Annotated in this window: 14 protein-coding genes; 6 read left to right on the top strand and 8 right to left on the bottom strand. The window is 58.3% G+C overall.

Going from position 1 to position 18,978, the window contains the following annotated elements; translation table 11 throughout:
* On the top strand, window positions 1-221 hold a 221-nt coding region (locus Q668_RS17195), incomplete at its 5' end, for a hypothetical protein (RefSeq protein ID WP_227498270.1).
* A gap of 124 nt (window positions 222-345) precedes the next feature.
* Here the strand turns inward: Q668_RS17195 and Q668_RS17740 are convergent.
* A complete protein-coding gene (locus Q668_RS17740) occupies window positions 346-519 on the bottom strand; it encodes a phage/plasmid replication protein (RefSeq protein ID WP_227498277.1) in 174 nt (57 codons plus the stop codon).
* Window positions 520-1,156: 637 nt separating this feature from the next.
* Here Q668_RS17740 and nhaD point away from each other — a divergent pair.
* Window positions 1,157-2,410 (top strand): sodium:proton antiporter NhaD, encoded by a 1,254-nt coding sequence (gene nhaD / locus Q668_RS03715; protein WP_022988261.1) that lies wholly within the window; start codon window positions 1,157-1,159, stop codon window positions 2,408-2,410.
* A 57-nt stretch (window positions 2,411-2,467) separates the two neighbouring features.
* On the opposite strand, the gene Q668_RS03710 is transcribed toward nhaD, so the two are convergent.
* Window positions 2,468-3,007 carry a porin family protein gene (locus Q668_RS03710; protein ID WP_022988260.1) on the bottom strand — a complete coding sequence of 180 codons (540 nt, stop codon included), beginning with the start codon at window positions 3,005-3,007 and terminating at the stop codon, window positions 2,468-2,470.
* Between the two features lie 256 nt (window positions 3,008-3,263).
* Here Q668_RS03710 and Q668_RS03705 point away from each other — a divergent pair, with 256 nt between their 5' ends.
* Window positions 3,264-4,682, top strand: coding sequence for a TrkH family potassium uptake protein (locus tag Q668_RS03705; RefSeq protein WP_036219095.1), 1,419 nt, complete (start codon window positions 3,264-3,266; stop codon window positions 4,680-4,682).
* A gap of 2 nt (window positions 4,683-4,684) precedes the next feature.
* Here the strand turns inward: Q668_RS03705 and glgP (Q668_RS03700) are convergent, their stop codons facing one another.
* The 6 genes from glgP (Q668_RS03700) to glgC all read right to left on the bottom strand — a co-directional run bounded on the left by glgP (Q668_RS03700) (window position 4,685) and on the right by glgC (window position 12,855).
* The gene (glgP, locus tag Q668_RS03700; RefSeq protein ID WP_022988258.1) at window positions 4,685-7,189 is read right to left on the bottom strand and encodes an alpha-glucan family phosphorylase; all 2,505 of its coding nucleotides are present in this window, start codon (window positions 7,187-7,189) and stop codon (window positions 4,685-4,687) included.
* A 17-nt stretch (window positions 7,190-7,206) separates the two neighbouring features.
* Window positions 7,207-7,977 carry an SDR family NAD(P)-dependent oxidoreductase gene (locus tag Q668_RS03695; protein ID WP_022988257.1) on the bottom strand — a complete coding sequence of 257 codons (771 nt, stop codon included), beginning with the start codon at window positions 7,975-7,977 and terminating at the stop codon, window positions 7,207-7,209.
* Between the two features lie 28 nt (window positions 7,978-8,005).
* The gene (locus Q668_RS03690) at window positions 8,006-8,365 is read right to left on the bottom strand and encodes a PilZ domain-containing protein (protein ID WP_022988256.1); all 360 of its coding nucleotides are present in this window, start codon (window positions 8,363-8,365) and stop codon (window positions 8,006-8,008) included.
* A 122-nt stretch (window positions 8,366-8,487) separates the two neighbouring features.
* Window positions 8,488-9,882, bottom strand: a complete 1,395-nt coding sequence (gene malQ, locus Q668_RS03685) for a 4-alpha-glucanotransferase (protein ID WP_022988255.1) — start codon at window positions 9,880-9,882, stop codon at window positions 8,488-8,490.
* Entirely contained in the window at window positions 9,879-11,606 is a 1,728-nt protein-coding gene (locus Q668_RS03680) for a glycoside hydrolase family 57 protein (RefSeq protein WP_022988254.1), read from the bottom strand. The genes malQ and Q668_RS03680 overlap by 4 nt, the downstream gene beginning before the upstream one ends.
* Window positions 11,596-12,855: a glucose-1-phosphate adenylyltransferase gene (glgC, locus tag Q668_RS03675; protein ID WP_227498268.1), complete on the bottom strand. Its 1,260-nt coding sequence runs from the start codon at window positions 12,853-12,855 to the stop codon at window positions 11,596-11,598. Before glgC ends, Q668_RS03680 begins: the two co-directional genes overlap by 11 nt.
* A gap of 210 nt (window positions 12,856-13,065) precedes the next feature.
* On the opposite strand from glgC, the gene glgB reads away from it, so the two are divergent.
* Genes glgB through glgP (Q668_RS03660) form a run of 3 tightly spaced genes read left to right on the top strand, consistent with a single transcriptional unit; the run spans window position 13,066 to window position 18,978 of the window.
* Window positions 13,066-14,961: a 1,4-alpha-glucan branching protein GlgB gene (gene glgB, locus Q668_RS03670; protein ID WP_022988252.1), complete on the top strand. Its 1,896-nt coding sequence runs from the start codon at window positions 13,066-13,068 to the stop codon at window positions 14,959-14,961.
* Entirely contained in the window at window positions 14,958-16,406 is a 1,449-nt protein-coding gene (glgA, locus tag Q668_RS03665) for a glycogen synthase GlgA (RefSeq protein ID WP_022988251.1), read from the top strand. Before glgB ends, glgA begins: the two co-directional genes overlap by 4 nt.
* 19 nt (window positions 16,407-16,425) lie before the next feature.
* A complete protein-coding gene (gene glgP / locus Q668_RS03660) occupies window positions 16,426-18,978 on the top strand; it encodes an alpha-glucan family phosphorylase (RefSeq protein WP_022988250.1) in 2,553 nt (850 codons plus the stop codon).

The raw sequence follows: 18,978 nt of genomic DNA, 5'->3' as shown, positions 1-18,978 counted from the left end.
CAACCTTCAGCGGTTTACGCATTCTATGGATTGTTCTCGACGACCAAGGCCGAACTGAGCTCCACGAAATGACCAGGGCAAACCTGGGCCAGCCCGTGCAGATTGTGATGGCCGGCCAGGTTGTTCTGCATTTTACCGTTATCACAGAGTTGGAAAGTGGCCGGCTGCGTGTGCAGAATCCCCACCAGGGCCTGATTGAGGCTTTAGAGCCAGTTCAGTGAAATACGGCGTGGCCTGTGTTTGCCATTCTGCCGACATGAAGGGCTTACCTGTTTGAGCAGATACCCCAATACCGCATTGCGCATAATGTATATTCAATAGTCTGTTTTTACAGGGTTTTTCGGGTCACACCCTATGCGAAATATCGATCCCAAAAGTCGACAGTAGCTCTCGTTTATGGCGGTAGTAGGTTTCGCGGGACATTAGGAAGTAGGGGTTGTATCCCATCAGCCAAGTGACATAGGTTCCCCGCAATTTGACCGGCAAACGCAGGAAGGTGAGTTGCTGATCTTTGGTCATTGAGAAATGGGCAGGCATGGCTCTGTCGTCAGTGGGAATCCCGCCACGGCGTTTAATCGCCGTCCAGAGAAGGCCTACAGTGGAATCAACCCGGCAAGGCCGGGTTCGATATTCCCCCAGGTGAAGAATTCGCCTGGGCATACCAAGCAGGCTTTAAGAATGAGAAATCCCACATCATCGGCGTTGGCGCACCTAGTGGGATTGGGATCTCAAAATGGACTACAGGAGAAGTTTACACCGAATTCTCAGGCACGGAAGATCTCGGCCAACCCCCCTCCGTCTAATAGGGGGGGTACAAACTCCAAAATTTGCCGCCCCCCCTCAAAATGCAGGCCCATGAGGGGTACAGAAAAACCCCGAAAGCCATGTGGCACAAGGGCTACAGGCCAATCACGGTGCTGAGGGGTACATTTGAGCCAGTCGCTGAACAAGGGGGGCACCCGCGTGCGGGGGGTTCCTTGTTGGCCGAATCGCCCCAAAACCCCATACCGTACTGCGCATAATGTATATTATGTTAAATACGATATCTGACTGGGAGACTTTGTGATAAGCGCCATACAGGTTTAGAATCGCCAACGACTTTCCCGGCGGCTCATTCACGGGCTGCCATTCCTTTTCTGCGGTTCAGGATCCTGAGATGCCAGTTCTTGATGCTGTTCTGATTGCGGTTGCGGTACTTGCGCTTCTTGGCGTGATTTTCGAAGAAGTCATCCACGTTAATAAGGCAAAGACGACCCTGTTTTTTGGCACCCTGAGTTGGGTGTTGCTGTTTCTGTTCAGTTCCAGCCCGGATGAAACTGCCGCGGTCTCTGCCGGGCTGTCTGAAAGTATTGCCGAGATTGCCGGGCTCTGGTTGTTCCTGGTAGCGGCGATGACGTTCGTGGCTTACCTGAACAAGAAAGGCATGATCGAGAACATGATCTACCTGATCATGCCACGCAAAGTGACGGAACGCCGGTTGCTGTTTCTCACCGGGCTGTTCTGTTTTGTGTTTTCGTCCCTGGCGGACAATATCACCGCTACCCTCGTTTCCTGCTCACTGATCCTGTCCCTGAACCTTGAACTCAAGAAACGCCTGCAATTTATTGTTTTGGTTGTGTTTGCGGTGAACTCCGGTGGTGTCTCGCTGATTACCGGCGATGTAACCACGCTGATGATCTTCCTGGCCGACAAGGTAGAGATTCTGACATTGCTGACGCTGGCCATTCCGGCTTCGATCACGGTGTTTATCCTGGCGGTGTTCCTCTCCGGCGGGCTGTCCGGAACGGTGACGCTGCAAGCCAGCTCCAATGAAGTGCGAAAGGTTGATGTGATCATCGCGATTCTGTTCCTGGCGACCATTATCGGCACCATCAGCGGAAATGCCCTGTTTGGCATCCCGCCGGTTCTTACCTTTCTGTTCGGTCTTTCTATCATGTTCCTGGTGTCCCGGTTCATGAGCAGCGACGAAGACCTGGACCCGATCCTGGAGTACATCCGGGTGATCGAGTTCGAAACCCTGCTGTTTTTCCTCGGTATTCTGTTGCTGGTGGGTATGCTCAAGGAAATCCACGCGCTGGATTCGCTGGTAGCCATCTATGACGTACTGCCGCCAATCTACGCCAATTATCTGATGGGCATTTTCTCGGCGATTATCGACAACGTTCCGTTGACCGCTGCGTTGCTGAAATCCGGGATTGATATGAGCCCTGCAGAATGGATGGGGCTTACCTACGCCGTGGGCGTGGGCGGTTCTTTGCTGGTGATCGGCTCTGCCGCAGGTATTGTCGCCATGAGCAAGATTCAGGGGCTCACCTTTGGCACCTACATGCGCTACGCCCTGCACTTGCTGGCTGCCTATACGCTGGGCTATGGCGGGGTGTTGTTACTCGGGTCCTTTATAAACGGCTGAGCATGAAAAAGCCCGCGGGAAGAGGCTTCCGGCGGGCTTTGTGCGTTGGGCGCGGGGTTAGAAATTGACTTGCATGCCGATGCCCAGGCCATCCACGGTTACATCGTTATCATCGTAGTAACGCATGTACTCCAGGTTTGCGGACAGGTTCGGGGCGAAGGCGAAGTTCACGCCAGCGCCATAAGAAAAGTCGGAGTCGTCGTCCTTGGCATTACCTGCCTCAGCTTCGATACGGGTGAAACCCAGCACCCCGTAAGGCGTAATCGGGCTCTCATTTACCATGTTGAAGGTGGCGTAGCCGCCGAAGAAGTTGTCCAGTTTAACGTCAACGCCCCGAACGGTATCGTCATCTACACCAAAACCCGCGCGAGCTTCCACTCCAAAGTATTCGGTGGCCATTACACCAACCTTGCCGGACAGTGTTCCCGCGTCGGCATCACCAATTCCTTCAAAATCCGCGTTCATAAACGTGTAATTCGCACCCGCATACAAACCTCCAACGCCAGATTTGTACATATCCTGGGCCGATGCGGCGCCAGCCATGGCAATGCCGGCCGTAGCCACAGACGCAATCAGAACATTCTTTTTGATAGTCATAGCGTTTCTCCTTGGTGAAAAACGGAGCTGTGTTGCACTCCTGTTATCAACTTGCACCAACTCAACGGCAGTGGCCATAGTAAGGTTCCGCATTTACCCGGAATTTACAGTGTTTTAATTTGCCGGTAATCCTGCGCCACGCGGGCTGTTACCTTGCGGATACAGGGCACCGCGGGTATCCTGACGGCCTCTCACTGTCAGCTGGTACGGGCGCACCTTGAGAAATCTAAATCCTGTTATTTTTATTGTCAGCGTGATGTTTGTACTTTTGAGTGCTTTCATGACGTTACCGGTGTTTCTCCTGGCTGGAACGCCCTCTGGCGCGCCTAATGCCATGGCGTTTGCAGAGTCTGCTGCGATCGTCTGTGTGCTGGGTATTCTGGGTATCCTGCTTACCCGCAACAATAATCGGGAGCTCAAGCCCCGATACATGTTTGTTCTGACCGTATCCAGCTGGTTTATTATCGCCCTGCTCTCGTCCCTGCCTTTTTATCTGAGCGATAACGGTATTTCTGCTGCCGATGCTGTGTTTGAAGGCACCTCCGGCATTACCACCACGGGCGCTACCGTTTTCAGCGGGCTGGACAACTTTGACCGGGACCTGCTGCTCTGGCGTTCCATTCTGCAATGGCTCGGTGGCATCGGGATTATCGGTATGTTCGTTGCTGTTCTGCCGTTCCTGCGGGTGGGCGGTATGCGCCTGTTTGCGACCGAATCCTCGGAGTGGACCGACAAGGCCCTGCCCCGGATGAAAACCCTCAGCCGTGGCCTTCTGTTCGTTTATTTGGTATTCACGGTCATCGCAGTAACGACCTATTGGTTATCCGGTATGGGCCTGTTTGATGCGTTCAACCACGGTTTGACCAGTATCGCTACCGGTGGCTTCTCCACCTCCGACATGTCCATGGGCAAGTTCAACGACTTGATCCTTATGGAAGCAACCTTCTTTATGATGCTCGGCAGCTTGCCGTTCTTCCTGTTTGTGCGGGAAATGCACGGCCAGCACTTTGTGCTGTTCAAGGATCAGCAGGTACGCCTGTTCCTGGCGATTCTGCTGGTAGTGCCACTGTTGCTCACGCTGCACCGGTGGTGGGTATCGCCGGTAGCATTCGACCCCTTCCATAACTATGTTTCCACGCTGTTCAACGTTACCTCGGTGGTGAGTACCTCCGGTTACGCCTCGGAAGACTATTCAGCCTGGGGCCCGCTGGCGTTCGTCGCCTTCTTCTTCCTGATGTTTGTCGGCGGTTGTTCCGGCTCTACGGCCGGCGGTATGAAGATTTTCCGCTTCCAGCTGTCTCTGATCATCCTGCGGGAGCAGCTGATGCGCCTGTTGCACCCCCGCGCGGTGTTTACCCGGAATTACAACGGCCGGGCGGTCAGCGACGAGATTATCTCCTCGATGATTGCCTATACCTTTATTTTCCTGCTGTGCCTGCTGATCATTACAGTGCTGCTGGCTTCCCTGCAGCTGGATTTTGTCACTTCGCTGTCGGGCGCGCTGACATCGCTCACCAACGTTGGGCCTGGACTGGGCGACATTATCGGCCCTGCCGGTAACTTCGGCCCGCTGCCGGATGCCGCCAAGTGGATTCTTTCGGTGGGTATGCTGATGGGCCGCCTGGAGATTCTCAGCGTGGTGATTGTGTTATCACCGGGATTCTGGCGCGGCTGATTCTATCGGTACCAAAGGATGTGGCTGTCTTCAAGCGGCAGGTTCAGGCGGGCATCCTTTACCCGGATTCTCGGGGTGAAGTGGCCCGCCGGGCGCGGGGGCACGGTTGCCCGGTAAAGATAGCTGTCTTCTGACCCCTCCAGTGCATGCTCCATAGCCATGGGTTGCACCAGTCTTGGCCCGAACTCCGACGCTTCCGCCACCAGTTCCACCGCCAGTTGTTCATGACCCAGGCCGTCCAGGTAAACACAGAGTGAAAAGGTCTGGCTGTTGTCGCCCGTCTGTTCGGTCAGTTCACCAAACCGTAGTTTTGGCCAGTGCCGGCAGACGTTCTTTCGATTGGCGACCAGCTCGGCCGCGATTTCCGGAGTACGCTCGTTACCCTGGGCCGCCATCGGCAGGTAAAAGTCGGAAACATACTCCCGCACCATGCGGTTTGCCGAATAGCGGGCGGTCAGCTGGTCCATACTGGCACGGATGCGTTGCAGCCAGGTACCGGGCAAGCCCTTGTCATCCAGGTGGTAGAATTCCGGAATCACCTGCTGTTCCAGCAGTTCATAAAGTTCCCGGGCATCCGAGTCGTCATGGCTGCCATCCAGTGCCAGTTCTTCAAAGCTGGCCCCGGGCCGTATCGCCCAGCCAACCTGATCGTTCCAGGCTTCCGCCCACCATCCATCAAACTGGGAAAGGTTGAGCCCGCCGTTCACCAGAACTTTCATGCCACTGGTGCCACAGGCTTCCCACGGGTGGCTCGGGGTGTTTAACCACACGTCAACGCCCTGAATCAGCTGGCCGGCCACCGCAAGGTCGTAGTCTTCAATGAACACTACCTTGCCTTCCACTTCCGGGCGCTGCGAAAAGGCTTTCCAGCGCCGGATCAGTTCCTTGCCAACCTTGTCCTTCGGGTGTGCCTTGCCAGCCAGCACGATCTGCAACGGCCGGTCACGGGTGGTCAGTAACCGGACGAGCCTTTCCGGGTCTTTCAGCAACAGGTCCGGGCGTTTGTAGGCCGTGAACCGCCGTGCGAAACCCAGTGTCAGGGTTTCTGCATCCAGCAACAGGCCGCAGGCGGCGTCCGGGTTGCTGCCGTAGTTGTGTTCGCAATGTTGTGCGTGCAGGCGTTTGCGCAGATAACCCACCAGCCGGCGGCGCTGGCTGCGGCGCATTTCCCAGATAGACAGGTCATCAACGTCGCACATGGGTTCCGGTTCGAGCATTGGCTGGCGCCAGCGGTCCTTGCCACAGGCGCGAGTCCAGAGCTGGTCGGATTCCGGAGAATCCCAGCTCGGGGTATGGATTCCGTTGGTCACGTAGTCTGCAGGGACATCCGGCGTGGGCCAGCGACCAAACCAGGGCTGGAAGATGGTCTGAGTCACCTTTTGGTGTATCCGGCTGACACCGTTGAAGCGGCCGCTCATGCCCAGGGCCAGCCCCGCCATATTCAGGTCTGATGTGCCACCATTGGCGATGCCCAGCAGGTTCTCCAGGCGGTTGCCCTGCCCGGAAAGCCAGGGTTCCAGGTACAGGGCCGCCAGTGCGCGGGGAAAACGGTCGAACCCGGCGGCCACAGAAGTGTGGGTGGTAAACAGGTTAGTGGCCCGGGTGGCAACGCGGGCGACTTCGAAATCGGTTTGCTGGCTGCGCTGCCACTGGTGGGCCCGCTCTACCAGGGCCAGGGCGCTGTGGCCTTCGTTAATGTGGCAAAGTGCCGGTTTCCGATCCAGAAGCTCCAGCAAACGCCAGCCTCCGATGCCCAGAACCATTTCCTGTTGCAGACGCTTTTCCGGGTCGCCACTGTAAAGTTCACTGGTGATACCCCGGTCGCCGGGTTCGTTGCGGGGGTCGTTACTGTCCAGCAGCAGGAGCTCGCAACGCCCCACCTGGCCTTTCCAGCCCCGAAGCCGAACCTCCCTTCCGGGAAAAGGCACGGTTACCCTCGCCCATTCGCCGTTGCTGTCCCGTAAGGGCGACACCGGCAACATGGTGGGATCATTATAGGGATGGAATTCGATCTGTTCGCCTGCCGTGTTCAGGGCTTGTCGGAAGTAGCCTTGCTGATACAGCAGGCCCACGGCCATCACCGGAACACCGAGGTCACTGGCAGCTTTTAGGAAATCGCCAGCGAGTACTCCGAGGCCGCCACTGTACAGAGGCAGTGATTCGGAAACACCATATTCCATGCAGAACCAGGCGATTCCGCCATCGAGTTTGTTATTGCAGGAATCCGAATACCAGGTCGCAGCCCGGGTAAACTCTTCGTGCCGGCTGACCTGCTCCTGATAGAGAGTCAGGAAATCCGGATCCTGGGATAACGCCTGCAGGTGCTCCACTGCAACCCCGTTGAGCACCAGCCAGGCATTATGGGTGGCTTCCCAGGCTTCTTCGTCCAGGGCCCGCCATAACTGATCGCCGCCGTGATGCCAGGTCCAGCGCAGGTCCAGTGCCAGGGATATAAGCCCCGACAACTGGTCTGGCAGGGCCCGCATGGAATAGGCGGCAAGTGTCATAGGCTGGCCTCAAGCCGTCAGTGTGCGGTGTAGCCACCGTCGATCACCAGTTCGCTGCCGGTTACAAACTTGGATTCATCTGACGCCAGGTAAACCACACCCCAGGCGATATCATCCGGCTCGCCCATATGGCCCAGCGGGTGCAGGGCGGCGGTGGCGTTCCTGGCCTCTTCCGGATCCACTCCGGTGGTTTTCATGTGGCCCTCTACCATCGGTGTCCAGATAAAGCCGGGGTGTACAGAGTTCACCCGGATTCGGTCTTTGGCGTAGATCATGGCATCTGTCTTGGACATCAGCCGTACCGCACCCTTGGAGGCATGGTATGGCGGTGCGTCGGGCGCCCCTACCAGGCCATAAATGGAGGACAGGTTGACGATGCTGCCGCCTCCGGCTTTCAGCATGTGCGGAACCGAGTGCTTGGTGCAGAAAAACACACCCTTTACGTTGATATCCTGAACCTTGTCCCATTCTGCCTCGGTCACTTCGTGGGTCGGCTTGTTGGCACCGGAGATACCGGCATTGCTCACCATAACGTTCAGCTTGCCAAAGCGCTCGGCCACGCCATCCAGCGCTGCTTTCACCTGGCTTTCATCGGCCACGTCACAATTCCAGTAAGCCACCCGGAAACCTTTCTTGGTGAGCTCCTGCACCAGGGCTTCGCCTTCTTTATCAAGCACGTCGAGCACACCTACTGCCGCGCCCTGCTCTACCATCCGTTCCACCATGGCCCGGCCCAGGCCCAATGCTCCGCCGGTTACCGCTGCTACCTTGCCTTCCAGTCTAGCCATTGCTGTTTCTTCCTTTCGTGTCGGGTTTTCAGTGAATCTTGCGATGTCTGAGGGTTGCCCGGCCGTCTGCGTCTTTGTGGTCTTCCAACCAGAGTATCAGCTCGGAAATGACCCTTGCGTCGTTCTCTGCGCTGTCAAAATCGACGCCGAGCCCCTCATCGGCCCTACGAACCACGTGGGCCTTCAGCGTGTGGTGTTTCTCGGGTTTCTCCGGAAACCGGAACGACAAGTGCAGGGCCTGGTTCAGCCTCACATCATCAAAGCCGGTGACAATAAAAAGCCCCCGCCTGGACGCATCTTTTATCGCCCCGGTGGCTACAGGCATACCACGCTTGTACACCAGTATAGGCAACTCCCCTTCAATTCGCTGGCTAAGACGGTGTTCCATTCGAGCCCCCTTTCACAAACCTTAGTTCTGTGGCAGATACAGGTTAGACCTGTTCATGCTCCATTTATATCTGTTTATTTATTGATCAGCTTGATTCTGATCAATAAATAACCGGAGCAACATTACCGCCCGTATAGCTGCACCGTTTCCCTGAGCCGGGCAATATCCACAAGCTCCTGATAATGCTCCGGAAGCTGCCATATCCAGTTATTCTCGATAGTGCCGGGGGTGTTGAATCGGGCATCAGAGCCCAGGCCCAGTAAGTCCTGTACGGGCACAATCACCAGGCCGGAGACCGATCCCATGGCGGCCTGGATAATTGGCCAGGGCATCTGCGCTGCCTCTTCGCCGGTAATTCTCAGGTAGTGGTTTACGTGTTGCCGCGTGCGCTCATCAAGGCTTTGGTACCAGCCCAGGGTGGTGTCGTTGTCGTGGGTACCGGTGTACACCAGATCTTCCGCCCTGTGGTTATGCAGCAGGTGTGGATTGCCAGGGCTGCCGTCAAAGCCGAACTGCAGAACCGTCATGCCGGGCAACCGGAAACGGTGGCGCAACTGTTCCACATCGTCGCCGATAATGCCGAGATTCTCGGCCACCAGGGGAAGGTCCGGCAGTTCCCGGAAACAGGCCGACAGAAAGTCATCCCCCGGGCCGGGCACCCAGTAGCCGTTCACCGGCCGGGGGTCACTGGCAGGAATTTCCCAGAACGCCTGCAGGCCCCGGAAATGATCGATTCGCAACAGGTCAAACTTTTCCCGCTGGCTGGCCAGGCGGCTGAGCCACCACCGGTAACCATCCCGCGCCATGGCCTGCCAGTTATAAAGCGGGTTGCCCCAGTGCTGGCCGTCCGGCGAAAAATAATCCGGCGGAACGCCAGCCACTGCCAGCGGCTGACCGTTTTCATCCAGCTTGAACTGCTCCGGATTGGCCCAGACATCGGCGCTGTCATGGGCCACAAAGATGGGAATGTCCCCGAACATCAGCACGCCCCGGTCCCGGGCGTATTGCCTGAGCGCATGCCATTGCCGGTGGAACAGAAACTGCTCGTATTTCACCTGTTCGATGGCTGATTCATTGGCCCGGGAAAACTCTGCCAGTGCACTGGAGTCGCGCCGTCGCAGGGGGTCGGGCCAGTCCGGCCAGGCTGTTCCCGGGTATCTGGCCCGGATGGCCATAAACAGTGCGTAGTCATCCAGCCAGTGGCTGTGGCTGGCCAGAAATTGTGGCCAGGCATCGTCAATCTCCCGGCTTTCCAGTTTGCCGGGCAGTTCCCTGAAGTCGATCAGCTCCGGGTTACCGGCGTGGGCCGACAGAGACTGGTAGGGTGACAGATCCGGATGGGTCGGCCCGATAGGCAGCGTTTGCCAAACGGTTACACCAGCCGCTGCGAGCCAGTCGACAAACCTGCGAGCGCTTTCGCCCAGCTTGCCGTGGCTGCCCGGCAAGGCTGTCGGGTGCAGCAACACACCGGCACGGCGCCGGGAAAACACAGAAACGGGCGGCAGGGCTTGAGTCATGCACCCTCACCCGATTCGTGCCCTGGCCGCATGGCGCCGCCCCGGGCCGGCTCGCCACCGCCCTGGCTCAGGGGCTGGAACAGGCTCGGTGGTGCCGGGTATCCGATGGCGTCGTACAGGTTGACCAGGTGGCGCCGGTAAAGGTGTTCGAAATCTTTCACCACAGCAGCCGGGTTGTAATCCCCGAACCACCAGAACCAGTCCGAACCTTCACACAAGCCCAGCTGCCTTGCAGCCGCCGCCTTCTGTTCTGCGTTTAACGAGCCGTTGTCCATCACCTTGTCGTAATGCTGCTTGGCTTCACACAGCAAATCCCAGGCACGGTTTTTGTCGGGGTCGCCAATCCAGGTTGAGAAGGTTCCGTAAATCCAGCTGCCGGCAACAAGGTGAGGCAGGCCCTCGGGCTGGCAATCCGGGGTATCCAGGTAATCCCGGTAGGTGGTTAGTTCCAGATCCGGGTGGTTCTCCAGAACCCGGTACAACTCGTCCAGGAAGTAGTAGCCGTTCTCCGGGTAATATTCCCAGGCATTCTCACCGTCCAGAATCACCGAAATCACCGCATTGGCGTTGTTGCGATTATCCTTCGCAATATTCTCCATGTGATGTACCAGGTCACCCACGGCATCCAGGGCGTGCCAGTCGGCATAGGTAAAGCCGATCAGGTCAGACAACCCGTCATCACGGAAAAACACGGTCAGCGGCTGTTCAGCGAACCGGAATGGCCGGTGGATACTGCCGCCGCCATCGCCGGCACCTTTGCTACGGGCCAGTTTCATGCTGTTGTGGATCACGGAATCGCCACTGGCGGTCCAGCGGAATCCATGATCGTTCAGAAGGGGTAACAGTGACTGGCTCAGCGCGCCTTCGGAAGCCCAGCAACCGGTGGGCTGTTTGCCGAAAAACCGCTGGAACACTTTCTTGCCCTCTTCCAGGTGCCATGCCGCCCGCTGATCTCCTCCGGGGTAGTGCCCGTGTTCGGGCAACCGGATATCAGGAATCGCTTCACTGGCGGATTTCAGGTCCAGCAGCAGCGGCATGATGGGGTGCGCCCAGGGGCTCATCGCCAGCTCTACCTGCCCGTTCTGCTCCAGGTGCCGGTATCTCGGGCCGATGCCCGCCAACAGCTCGGCAATGACATCCAGCACGGCCAGCCGGTCTTCCCGGGAATACTGATGGCCTTTTTCCTGCAGGCTGCGGATAACGGGGTGAGACCGGCGAACGGTTTCTCCCATCCAGCCAAGGTGGTACCACACCAGCAGGTCTTCCAGGAACTGGACGGAGATATAGCGCTGTATATCCGGCCGGGCGCGATAGAAACCGGCCAGCTCGGACAACCTGCGGTAAGGGGGAAAGCGTTTGATGATTCGGTCGGCATTGGCCCGCAGGCACTTGTCCATCAGGTCCAGGAAGCCGGGCGAACCGGGCTCCGGCAGGGACTCGCTCACCAGGGCTGCCAGTACCGGATCACCAATACCGGTGCCTTTATGTCGCCAGCACTCGATCTGCACCAGGTATTCTTCAATCTGTTCCAGCAGCACCGGCGCAAAGTTCACCACGGCCCGGGCATCCGGGTGGGCTTCCAGGTGGGCGGCCATGTCGGCGTAGTCTTTGATGCAGTGCAGGTACACCCAGGGGAACAGGAATTCGCCAGTGCTCTGGTCCTGATAGTCCGGCTGATGCATGTGCCAGCAAAGCACGACCGGTGTGCGGTGGTCAGAGGCCATGGGGGTAGTCCTGCTCCAGCATCTCCGGGGTTACCAGCACAATGCCTTTGGGTGATACGTAGAAACGTTTGGCATCCTGTTCTGCGTCATAGCCGATACGGGTCCCTTCCGGAATGCGACAGCCCCGGTCGATGACGGCCCGGCGGATTTTGCAGTTTCGGGCAATATCCACATCGGGGAAAATAACCGTGTCTTCTACAGTACAAAAGGAATGGACAATCACCTTGGAAAACAGCAGTGAACGCTGCACCTGCGCGCCGGACACAATGCAGCCGCCGGCGACCATGGAATCTACGGCATAGCCCCGCCGGTTATCGTCATCAAACACAAACTTGGCCGGGGGCATCTGTTCCTGGTAGGTCCAGATGGGCCATTCCGAATCGTACAGATTGAGTTCAGGGCTGACGCCGATCAGCTCCATATTCGCCTGCCAGAGCGAATCGATGGTGCCGACATCCCGCCAGTAGGCCGGTTTGTTGTTGACCGGGTCCCGGAACGGAAACGCAGACACCCGAAGGCGTTTGATAATTGACGGGATAATGTCCTTGCCGAAATCGTGGGATGACAGTGTGCTCAGTTCGTGGTCTCGCAGCAGCTCATCAAACAGGATTTTGATGCTGAACACGTAGATGCCCATGGAAGCCAGGGCTTTACCCGGTTGCCCGGGCATGGGTTTGGGATTGTCCGGCTTTTCGACGAACTCGGTAATCCGGAGCTTGTCGTCCACCGACATCACCCCGAAGGCATTGGCGTCCTCCAGCGGCACTTCAATACAACCAACGGTGACGTCTGCCTCCTGCTCTACATGGGCGGCCAGCATGGTGCCGTAGTCCATCTTGTAAACGTGGTCACCCGCCAGGATCAGCACATACTCCGGATTGTGGCTGCGGATAATGTCGAGGTTCTGCAGTACCGCGTTGGCGGTGCCTTCGTACCAGGAGGTTTCGATGCGCTGCTGGGCTGGCAGCAGCTCCACAAACTCCCCCATCTCGCCCCGCAAAAAGCCCCAGCCCCGCTGGATATGGCGCATCAATGAGTGGGACTTGTACTGGGTAATCACACCCACCTGGCTAATGCCGGAGTTGATACAGTTGGAGAGTGGAAAATCGATAATCCGGAACTTGCCGCCAAAAGGCACTGCTGGCTTCGCCCGCCACTTGGTGAGGTCTTCCAGCCGGCTGCCCCGGCCTCCGGCCAGCACCAGGGCGAGGGTTTGCCGCGTCAGGCGGCTGACGTAACGCTTTGCCATTTGCATAGTTCTGCTTCCCTGAAAACCCGCTTGGTCCTCTGCCCGTCCTGAGCGAACGGTAATAGACACTGCATTGACGATTTATAAGATTCTAGAACACTACCATCCAATTATGACGTAAAATTGTCTCAGGTCATTTTTCGATCAGCGGCAAAAACGTCCAATGGTCTAACCTCCAGCCGTACCATTCTGAACGGGAACCCGAGGACTATGGAAAGCCCCACCCTGAGCGAGTTCGACCTCTACCTGCTGGCCGAAGGCCGGCACTGGCATATCTATAATGTGCTTGGCGCACATCCCATGACCCATAAAGGCACCGAAGGTGTGCGTTTTGCGGTCTGGGCCCCCAATGCCAGGGCTGTCAGTGTCGTCGGTGATTTCAATCACTGGCAGGCCGGCGCAGACGCCATGCAGCTGCATGAAGGCTTTGGCGTATGGTCTGTGTTCATACCGAAGGTCCAGGTTGACGCCCTGTACAAGTTTTCAATTACGACCCGCGATGGTCACCAGCTCACCAAAACCGATCCCTACGGCCAGGCCTTCGAGCTCAGGCCGTCAACCGCCGCCCGGGTTACCGAGCGCCGGGGTTATTGCTGGGAAGACGGCGACTGGCTGGAAAGCCGTAACCGGTTTGACTGGCAACGCAGCCCCATTTCCATTTACGAGGTGCATCCCGGCTCCTGGCGCCACCACGGCTCCGGGCGCTGGCTGAGTTACCGGGAACTGGCAGAGCAGCTGATTCCATACGTACTGGAGAGCGGCTTCACGCATATTGAATTGCTGCCGGTAACCGAGCATCCCCTGGATGAATCCTGGGGCTACCAGACCACCGGCTACTACGCGCCCACCAGCCGCTACGGCAGTCCGGACGACCTTCGTTACCTGATTGACCAGTGCCACCAGCACAATATCGGGGTAATTCTGGACTGGGTTCCCGGACACTTTCCGGATGACGAACACGCGCTGGCAAAGTTCGACGGCACCGCCCTGTACGAACATGAAGACCCGCGCCGGGGCCGGCACCAGGACTGGGGCACCCTGATCTACAACTACAGCCGCCATGAAGTAAAAAACTTCCTGATTGGCAGTGCCCTGTTCTGGCTGGACACCTTCCATGTGGATGGCCTGCGGGTAGATGCCGTTGCCTCCATGCTGTACCTGAATTACTCCCGCAATGAAGAAGACTGGTTGCCGAACGAATACGGCGGCAACGAGAACCTGGAGGCTATTGCCTTCCTTCGGGAGCTCAACCAGGTGTGCCAGGGCCGCTTCCCGGGGGTGCTGATGATGGCCGAGGAATCCACCTCCTGGCCCCAGGTTACCCGGCCACCGGAAGTCGGCGGGCTTGGCTTCAACCTGAAGTGGAACATGGGCTGGATGCACGACACCCTGCACTACTTCCAGCAGGACCCTGTTTACCGGCAATTCCACCACGACAAGCTCACCTTCGGGCTGCTGTATGCCTTTTCCGAGAACTTCCTGTTGCCGCTGTCCCACGATGAAGTGGTACACGGCAAATCCAGCCTGATCCAGAAAATGCCCGGAGACGACTGGCAACAACGGGCATCGCTGCGGCTGCTGTTCAGCTACATGTTCACCTACCCGGGTGCCAAGTTGCTGTTTATGGGCGGCGAGTTCGGCCAACGGCAGGAATGGAGTGAAAAACGGGAGCTGGACTGGCACCTGCTGCAACACGAAGGGCATCAGGGCATCCACAAACTGGTGCAGGACCTTAACCGCCTGTACCGGGAACAACCTGCCCTGCACCGGCTGGACTACAATGCAGCCGGTTTTGAATGGATTGATTGCCACGACTCCACCCAGTCGGTGGTCAGCTACCTGCGCAAACCGGACCAGCACGGTGGCGAGGCCTTGGTGATCGTGGTCAACTTTACCCCCGTGCCCCGGCATCACTACCGGATTGGTGTTCCCCTGGCCGGCAACTGGCAGGAGATCTTCAATTCCGACTCCACCTACTACGGTGGCAGTAATCTGGGCAATCCGTTTACCCTGACTGCAACCGACACCCCCTGGATGGCCAGGCCGGCGTCGGTGGAGGTTACCCTGCCACCCTTGGGGCTGATTATTCTGAAGGCCGATGCATGACCCGAATTCTGTTTGCCACCAGCGAAGTCTTTCCCCTGGTAAAGACCGGCGGCCTTGCCGATGTGTCCGGCAGCCTGCCGGAAGCCCTGTGCCGGCTCGGCTATGATTGCCAGATCCTGCTACCGGGTTATCCCGCTGCACTCAAGGCGGCCCGGGAGGCCGGTTCTCAGCGCAAGGCCCGCTTCCGTTTCGGGCAATACGATGTTTCACTCTGGCAAACTCAGGTGCCGGAGACCCAGGTACTGCTCTGGCTGGTGGATTGTCCGGCCCTGTTCGACCGGCAAGGTGACAGCCCGTACCAGAACGAAAACGGTGAAGACTGGTGGGACAACGCCCATCGTTTTCAACTGTTTGCCCGTATCGGGGCCATGATGGCGCTGGGGCAACTGGGGTTATCCTGGAAGCCGGATATCGTGCATTGCAACGACTGGCAAACCGGCCTGATTCCCGTGTTTCTGCACAACGACAAGCACGCGCCCGCCACTGTCTTCACCATCCACAACCTGGCCTATCAGGGCCTTTTCTCCCATGAAACGTTCAGGGCGCTGGGGTTGCCGGACCATCTCTGGCGTTTTGACCAGCTGGAATTTCACGGCCAGTTTTCCTTTCTCAAGGGCGGCCTGGTGTTCAGCGATGCCATCACCACTGTCAGCCCGAGCTACGCCCGGGAAATCCGCACGCCGGAGTTTGGCTATGGGCTCGACGGTTTGCTGGAACACCGGTCCCATGCCTTGACCGGCATATTGAACGGCATCGATAACCGTTACTGGAACCCGAAGTCAGACCAGCACCTGGGTTTCCACTACAGCCCGGACGATACCTCTGGAAAAGCCCAGTGCCGGGCAGCCCTGCAGCGCAAACTGGGGCTGGAAGTCAACGGCGCTCCGGTGCTGGGATTTGTCGGGCGTCTGGTAGAACAGAAGGGGCTGGACTGGCTGCTGGAAGCACTGCCGACTTTACTGGAAAAGGGTTGTCAGTTTGCCATTCTCGGTTCCGGAGAGGCCCGTTACCAACAGGCGCTGCAACACCTGGCCCGGGACTGGCCCGAACAGTTGTCACTTACGCTGGGTTATAACGAGGCCCTGGCCCACGAAATAACCGCCGGCGCGGACATCTTCCTGATGCCATCCCGGTTTGAGCCCTGTGGCCTGAACCAGATGTACAGCCTGCGCTACGGCACTATTCCGGTGGTGCACGGCACGGGCGGGCTGAACGATACCGTACTGGACCCCGGCGAGGTGCCGGTACGGGACGCCAACGGATTTGTTTTCCGGGAGCCCAACGCCCACGGGCTGAAGCGCGCCGTGAACCGGGCGCTCGAGGCCCGCAAGCACCGGAAAACCTGGCAACAGCTGCAGCAAAATGGCATGACCGCAGATTACTCGTGGAAGCACCGGGCCGGCGAATACGCCGCCCTCTACAACAAGCTCAGGCATAACCAGTAACCACAGGGAGGTTCTGAACATGCACAAGGCTACGGAATTCCGGCTTGAAGCCCGCCCCCAACTGCCCGAAGCCCTGCATCGGCTGGGGGAGCTGGCAAACGACCTGTTTTACAGCTGGAACCACGGCGTAAGGGGGCTGTTTGCCCGTATTGATCTGCGCCTGTGGCAGAAAGTGGAGCACAACCCAAAGCTGTTTCTGCGGCGGGTATCCCAGCACCGGCTCGAAGAAGCCGCTGCCGACCGCGCCTTTCTCGCCGAATACCGTCGGGTGCTGTCCAGTTACGATGCCTACGTAGAGGCCGGGCCTGGTGCAGAAGTAGTGGAGCTACTCAACCCCGAAACCAGCCTGGTGGCCTATTTTTGCGCCGAGTTCGGGTTTCACGAAAGCTTTCCGATCTATTCCGGTGGCCTGGGCATCCTGGCCGGTGACCACTGCAAAGCGGCCAGCGATCTCGGCCTGCCCTTCGTCGCGGTAGGGTTGTTGTACCAGCAGGGCTATTTCATGCAGACCATTGATGCCCAGGGCCAGCAAGTAGCCCGGTATCAGTGCCACGACAGCGACGAGCTGCCCATCAGCCCGGTAGAACAGGATGGCGAGCAACTCAAGATTTCCGTGCCCTTCCCGGGCCGGGAGCTCTGGGCCCGGGTCTGGCAGGCGCGGGTTGGCCATATCCGCCTGTACCTGCTCGATGCCAATACGCCGGAGAACAACGAGCAGGACCGGGAACTGACCCTGCAACTTTACGGCGGCGATTCAGACACCCGCATCAGCCAGGAAATCCTGCTGGGCATCGGGGGCACCCGGGCGCTGGCAGCATTGGGCATCAAGCCCACCGCCTGGCACATCAACGAAGGCCACGCCGCCTTCCAGATTCTGGAGCGCTGCCGGATGGCCATGGAGAACGGCCTCAGCTTCGAGGCCGCCCTGGAATCCGTTGCCGCCTGCACCCTGTTTACCACCCATACGCCGGTTCCCGCCGGCCATGACATTTTTCCCCGGGATTTGGTTGCCCATGCCCTGGGCCCGTATACGGAAACCGCAGGGCTGGAATTTGACCGGGTTTTCGAGCTGGGCACCAAGAACGGCGATGGCACCTTCAACATGACCAGCCTGGGCTTACGGGGCTCGCGGTTTCACAACGGTGTCAGCCGTATCCACGGCGGGGTCGCCTCAGAAATGGAAGGCAGCATCTGGCCGCAAATTCCTCCGGAAGAAAACCCCATCGGTTACATCACCAACGGCGTGCATGTTTCTACCTTTCTGGCGCCGGAATGGGCCAGCCTGTTTGAAATGCAGGCGCCCACCTGGAAAAGCGAGCTGAGAAACCCGGATTTCTGGAATTTTGTCGACAGAATTCCGGATTATCACTACTGGAGCGTGCATAAAGCCCTGAAACAGCAGATGGCAGAATTCATCGTGCGCCGGTTGAGGCGCCAGCATCAGCGCAACGGTACCGGCCATTCGGTCACCGAGCGCATGACCCGAAAGCTGGTATCCCCCGAAAAAGACGCCATGGTGATCGGCTTTGCCCGGCGCTTTGCCACCTACAAGCGGGCCACCCTGATATTTTCCGACCTGCCGCGGCTGGAACGGTTACTGACAGACCCTGACAACCCCGTAGTCCTGGTCTTCGCCGGCAAGGCCCATCCCAAGGACAACCCGGGGCAGCAACTGATCAAGGTCATCCACGACCTGTCCATGCAGCCGTCCCTGATGGGCCACATTATTCTTCTGGAAGACTACGACCAGGCCATGGCGAGGCGGCTGTTAAGCGGCGTGGATGTCTGGCTGAATACGCCGGAATATCCGAAAGAGGCCAGCGGCACCTCCGGCGAGAAAGCCGCCATGAACGGCGCCCTCAACCTGAGCGTGCTGGATGGCTGGTGGGGCGAAGGTTACGACGGTAACAACGGCTGGGCCATTGCCCCCCGGGATATCCGTCTGGACCAGGAATTCCGCAACCGTGAAGAAGCCCGGGACCTGCTCGACTTACTGGAAATAGAAATTATCCCGCTGTACTACAAACGGGAAGCCCAGGGTTACTCGAAAGACTGGGTGGCCCGTTCCAAGGCGTCCATGAAAACCATTACGCCCCGGTTCAATTCCCAGCGCATGGTGATGGATTACGTGCGGAACTATTACCAGCCGGCCAGCGCCCAGGGCCACCGCCTGGCAGCAAACAAAGGCGAACTGGCCAATGAGCTGGCGCAATGGAAGGCGCGGATACGGGCGGCCTGGCACGGGGTGAACATTCAGATGCACGGTTGTGTCACAGACCGCTGCAACTGGGATGAAGAAGTGGAGCTGAGCGTAGAAGTGGCCCTGAACGGGCTGGCACCGGAGGATATCCGGGTGGAATGCGTGGTGTCACCGGACTGTACCGGCAGCCACGGCGAGCCCGGGCCGGACAGTTTCATCCTGGAGCCGGCAGGTGACCAGGATGGCAAAACCCTGTTCTCCGCGCGCATCAAAGCGCCCTACCCGGGCCTGCAAACCCTGCGCCTGAGAGCCTATCCGTACCATGACGCCCTCACCCATCCGCTGGAGATGGGTGCCATGCTCTGGGCCTAG

It is taken from the genome of Marinobacter sp. ES-1, from assembly GCF_000475255.1.
Classification (GTDB): Bacteria; Pseudomonadota; Gammaproteobacteria; order Pseudomonadales; family Oleiphilaceae; genus Marinobacter; species Marinobacter vinifirmus.
The sequence above is the reverse complement of the archived record's forward strand: the minus strand, read 5'-3'. Positions and strand labels throughout refer to the sequence as shown.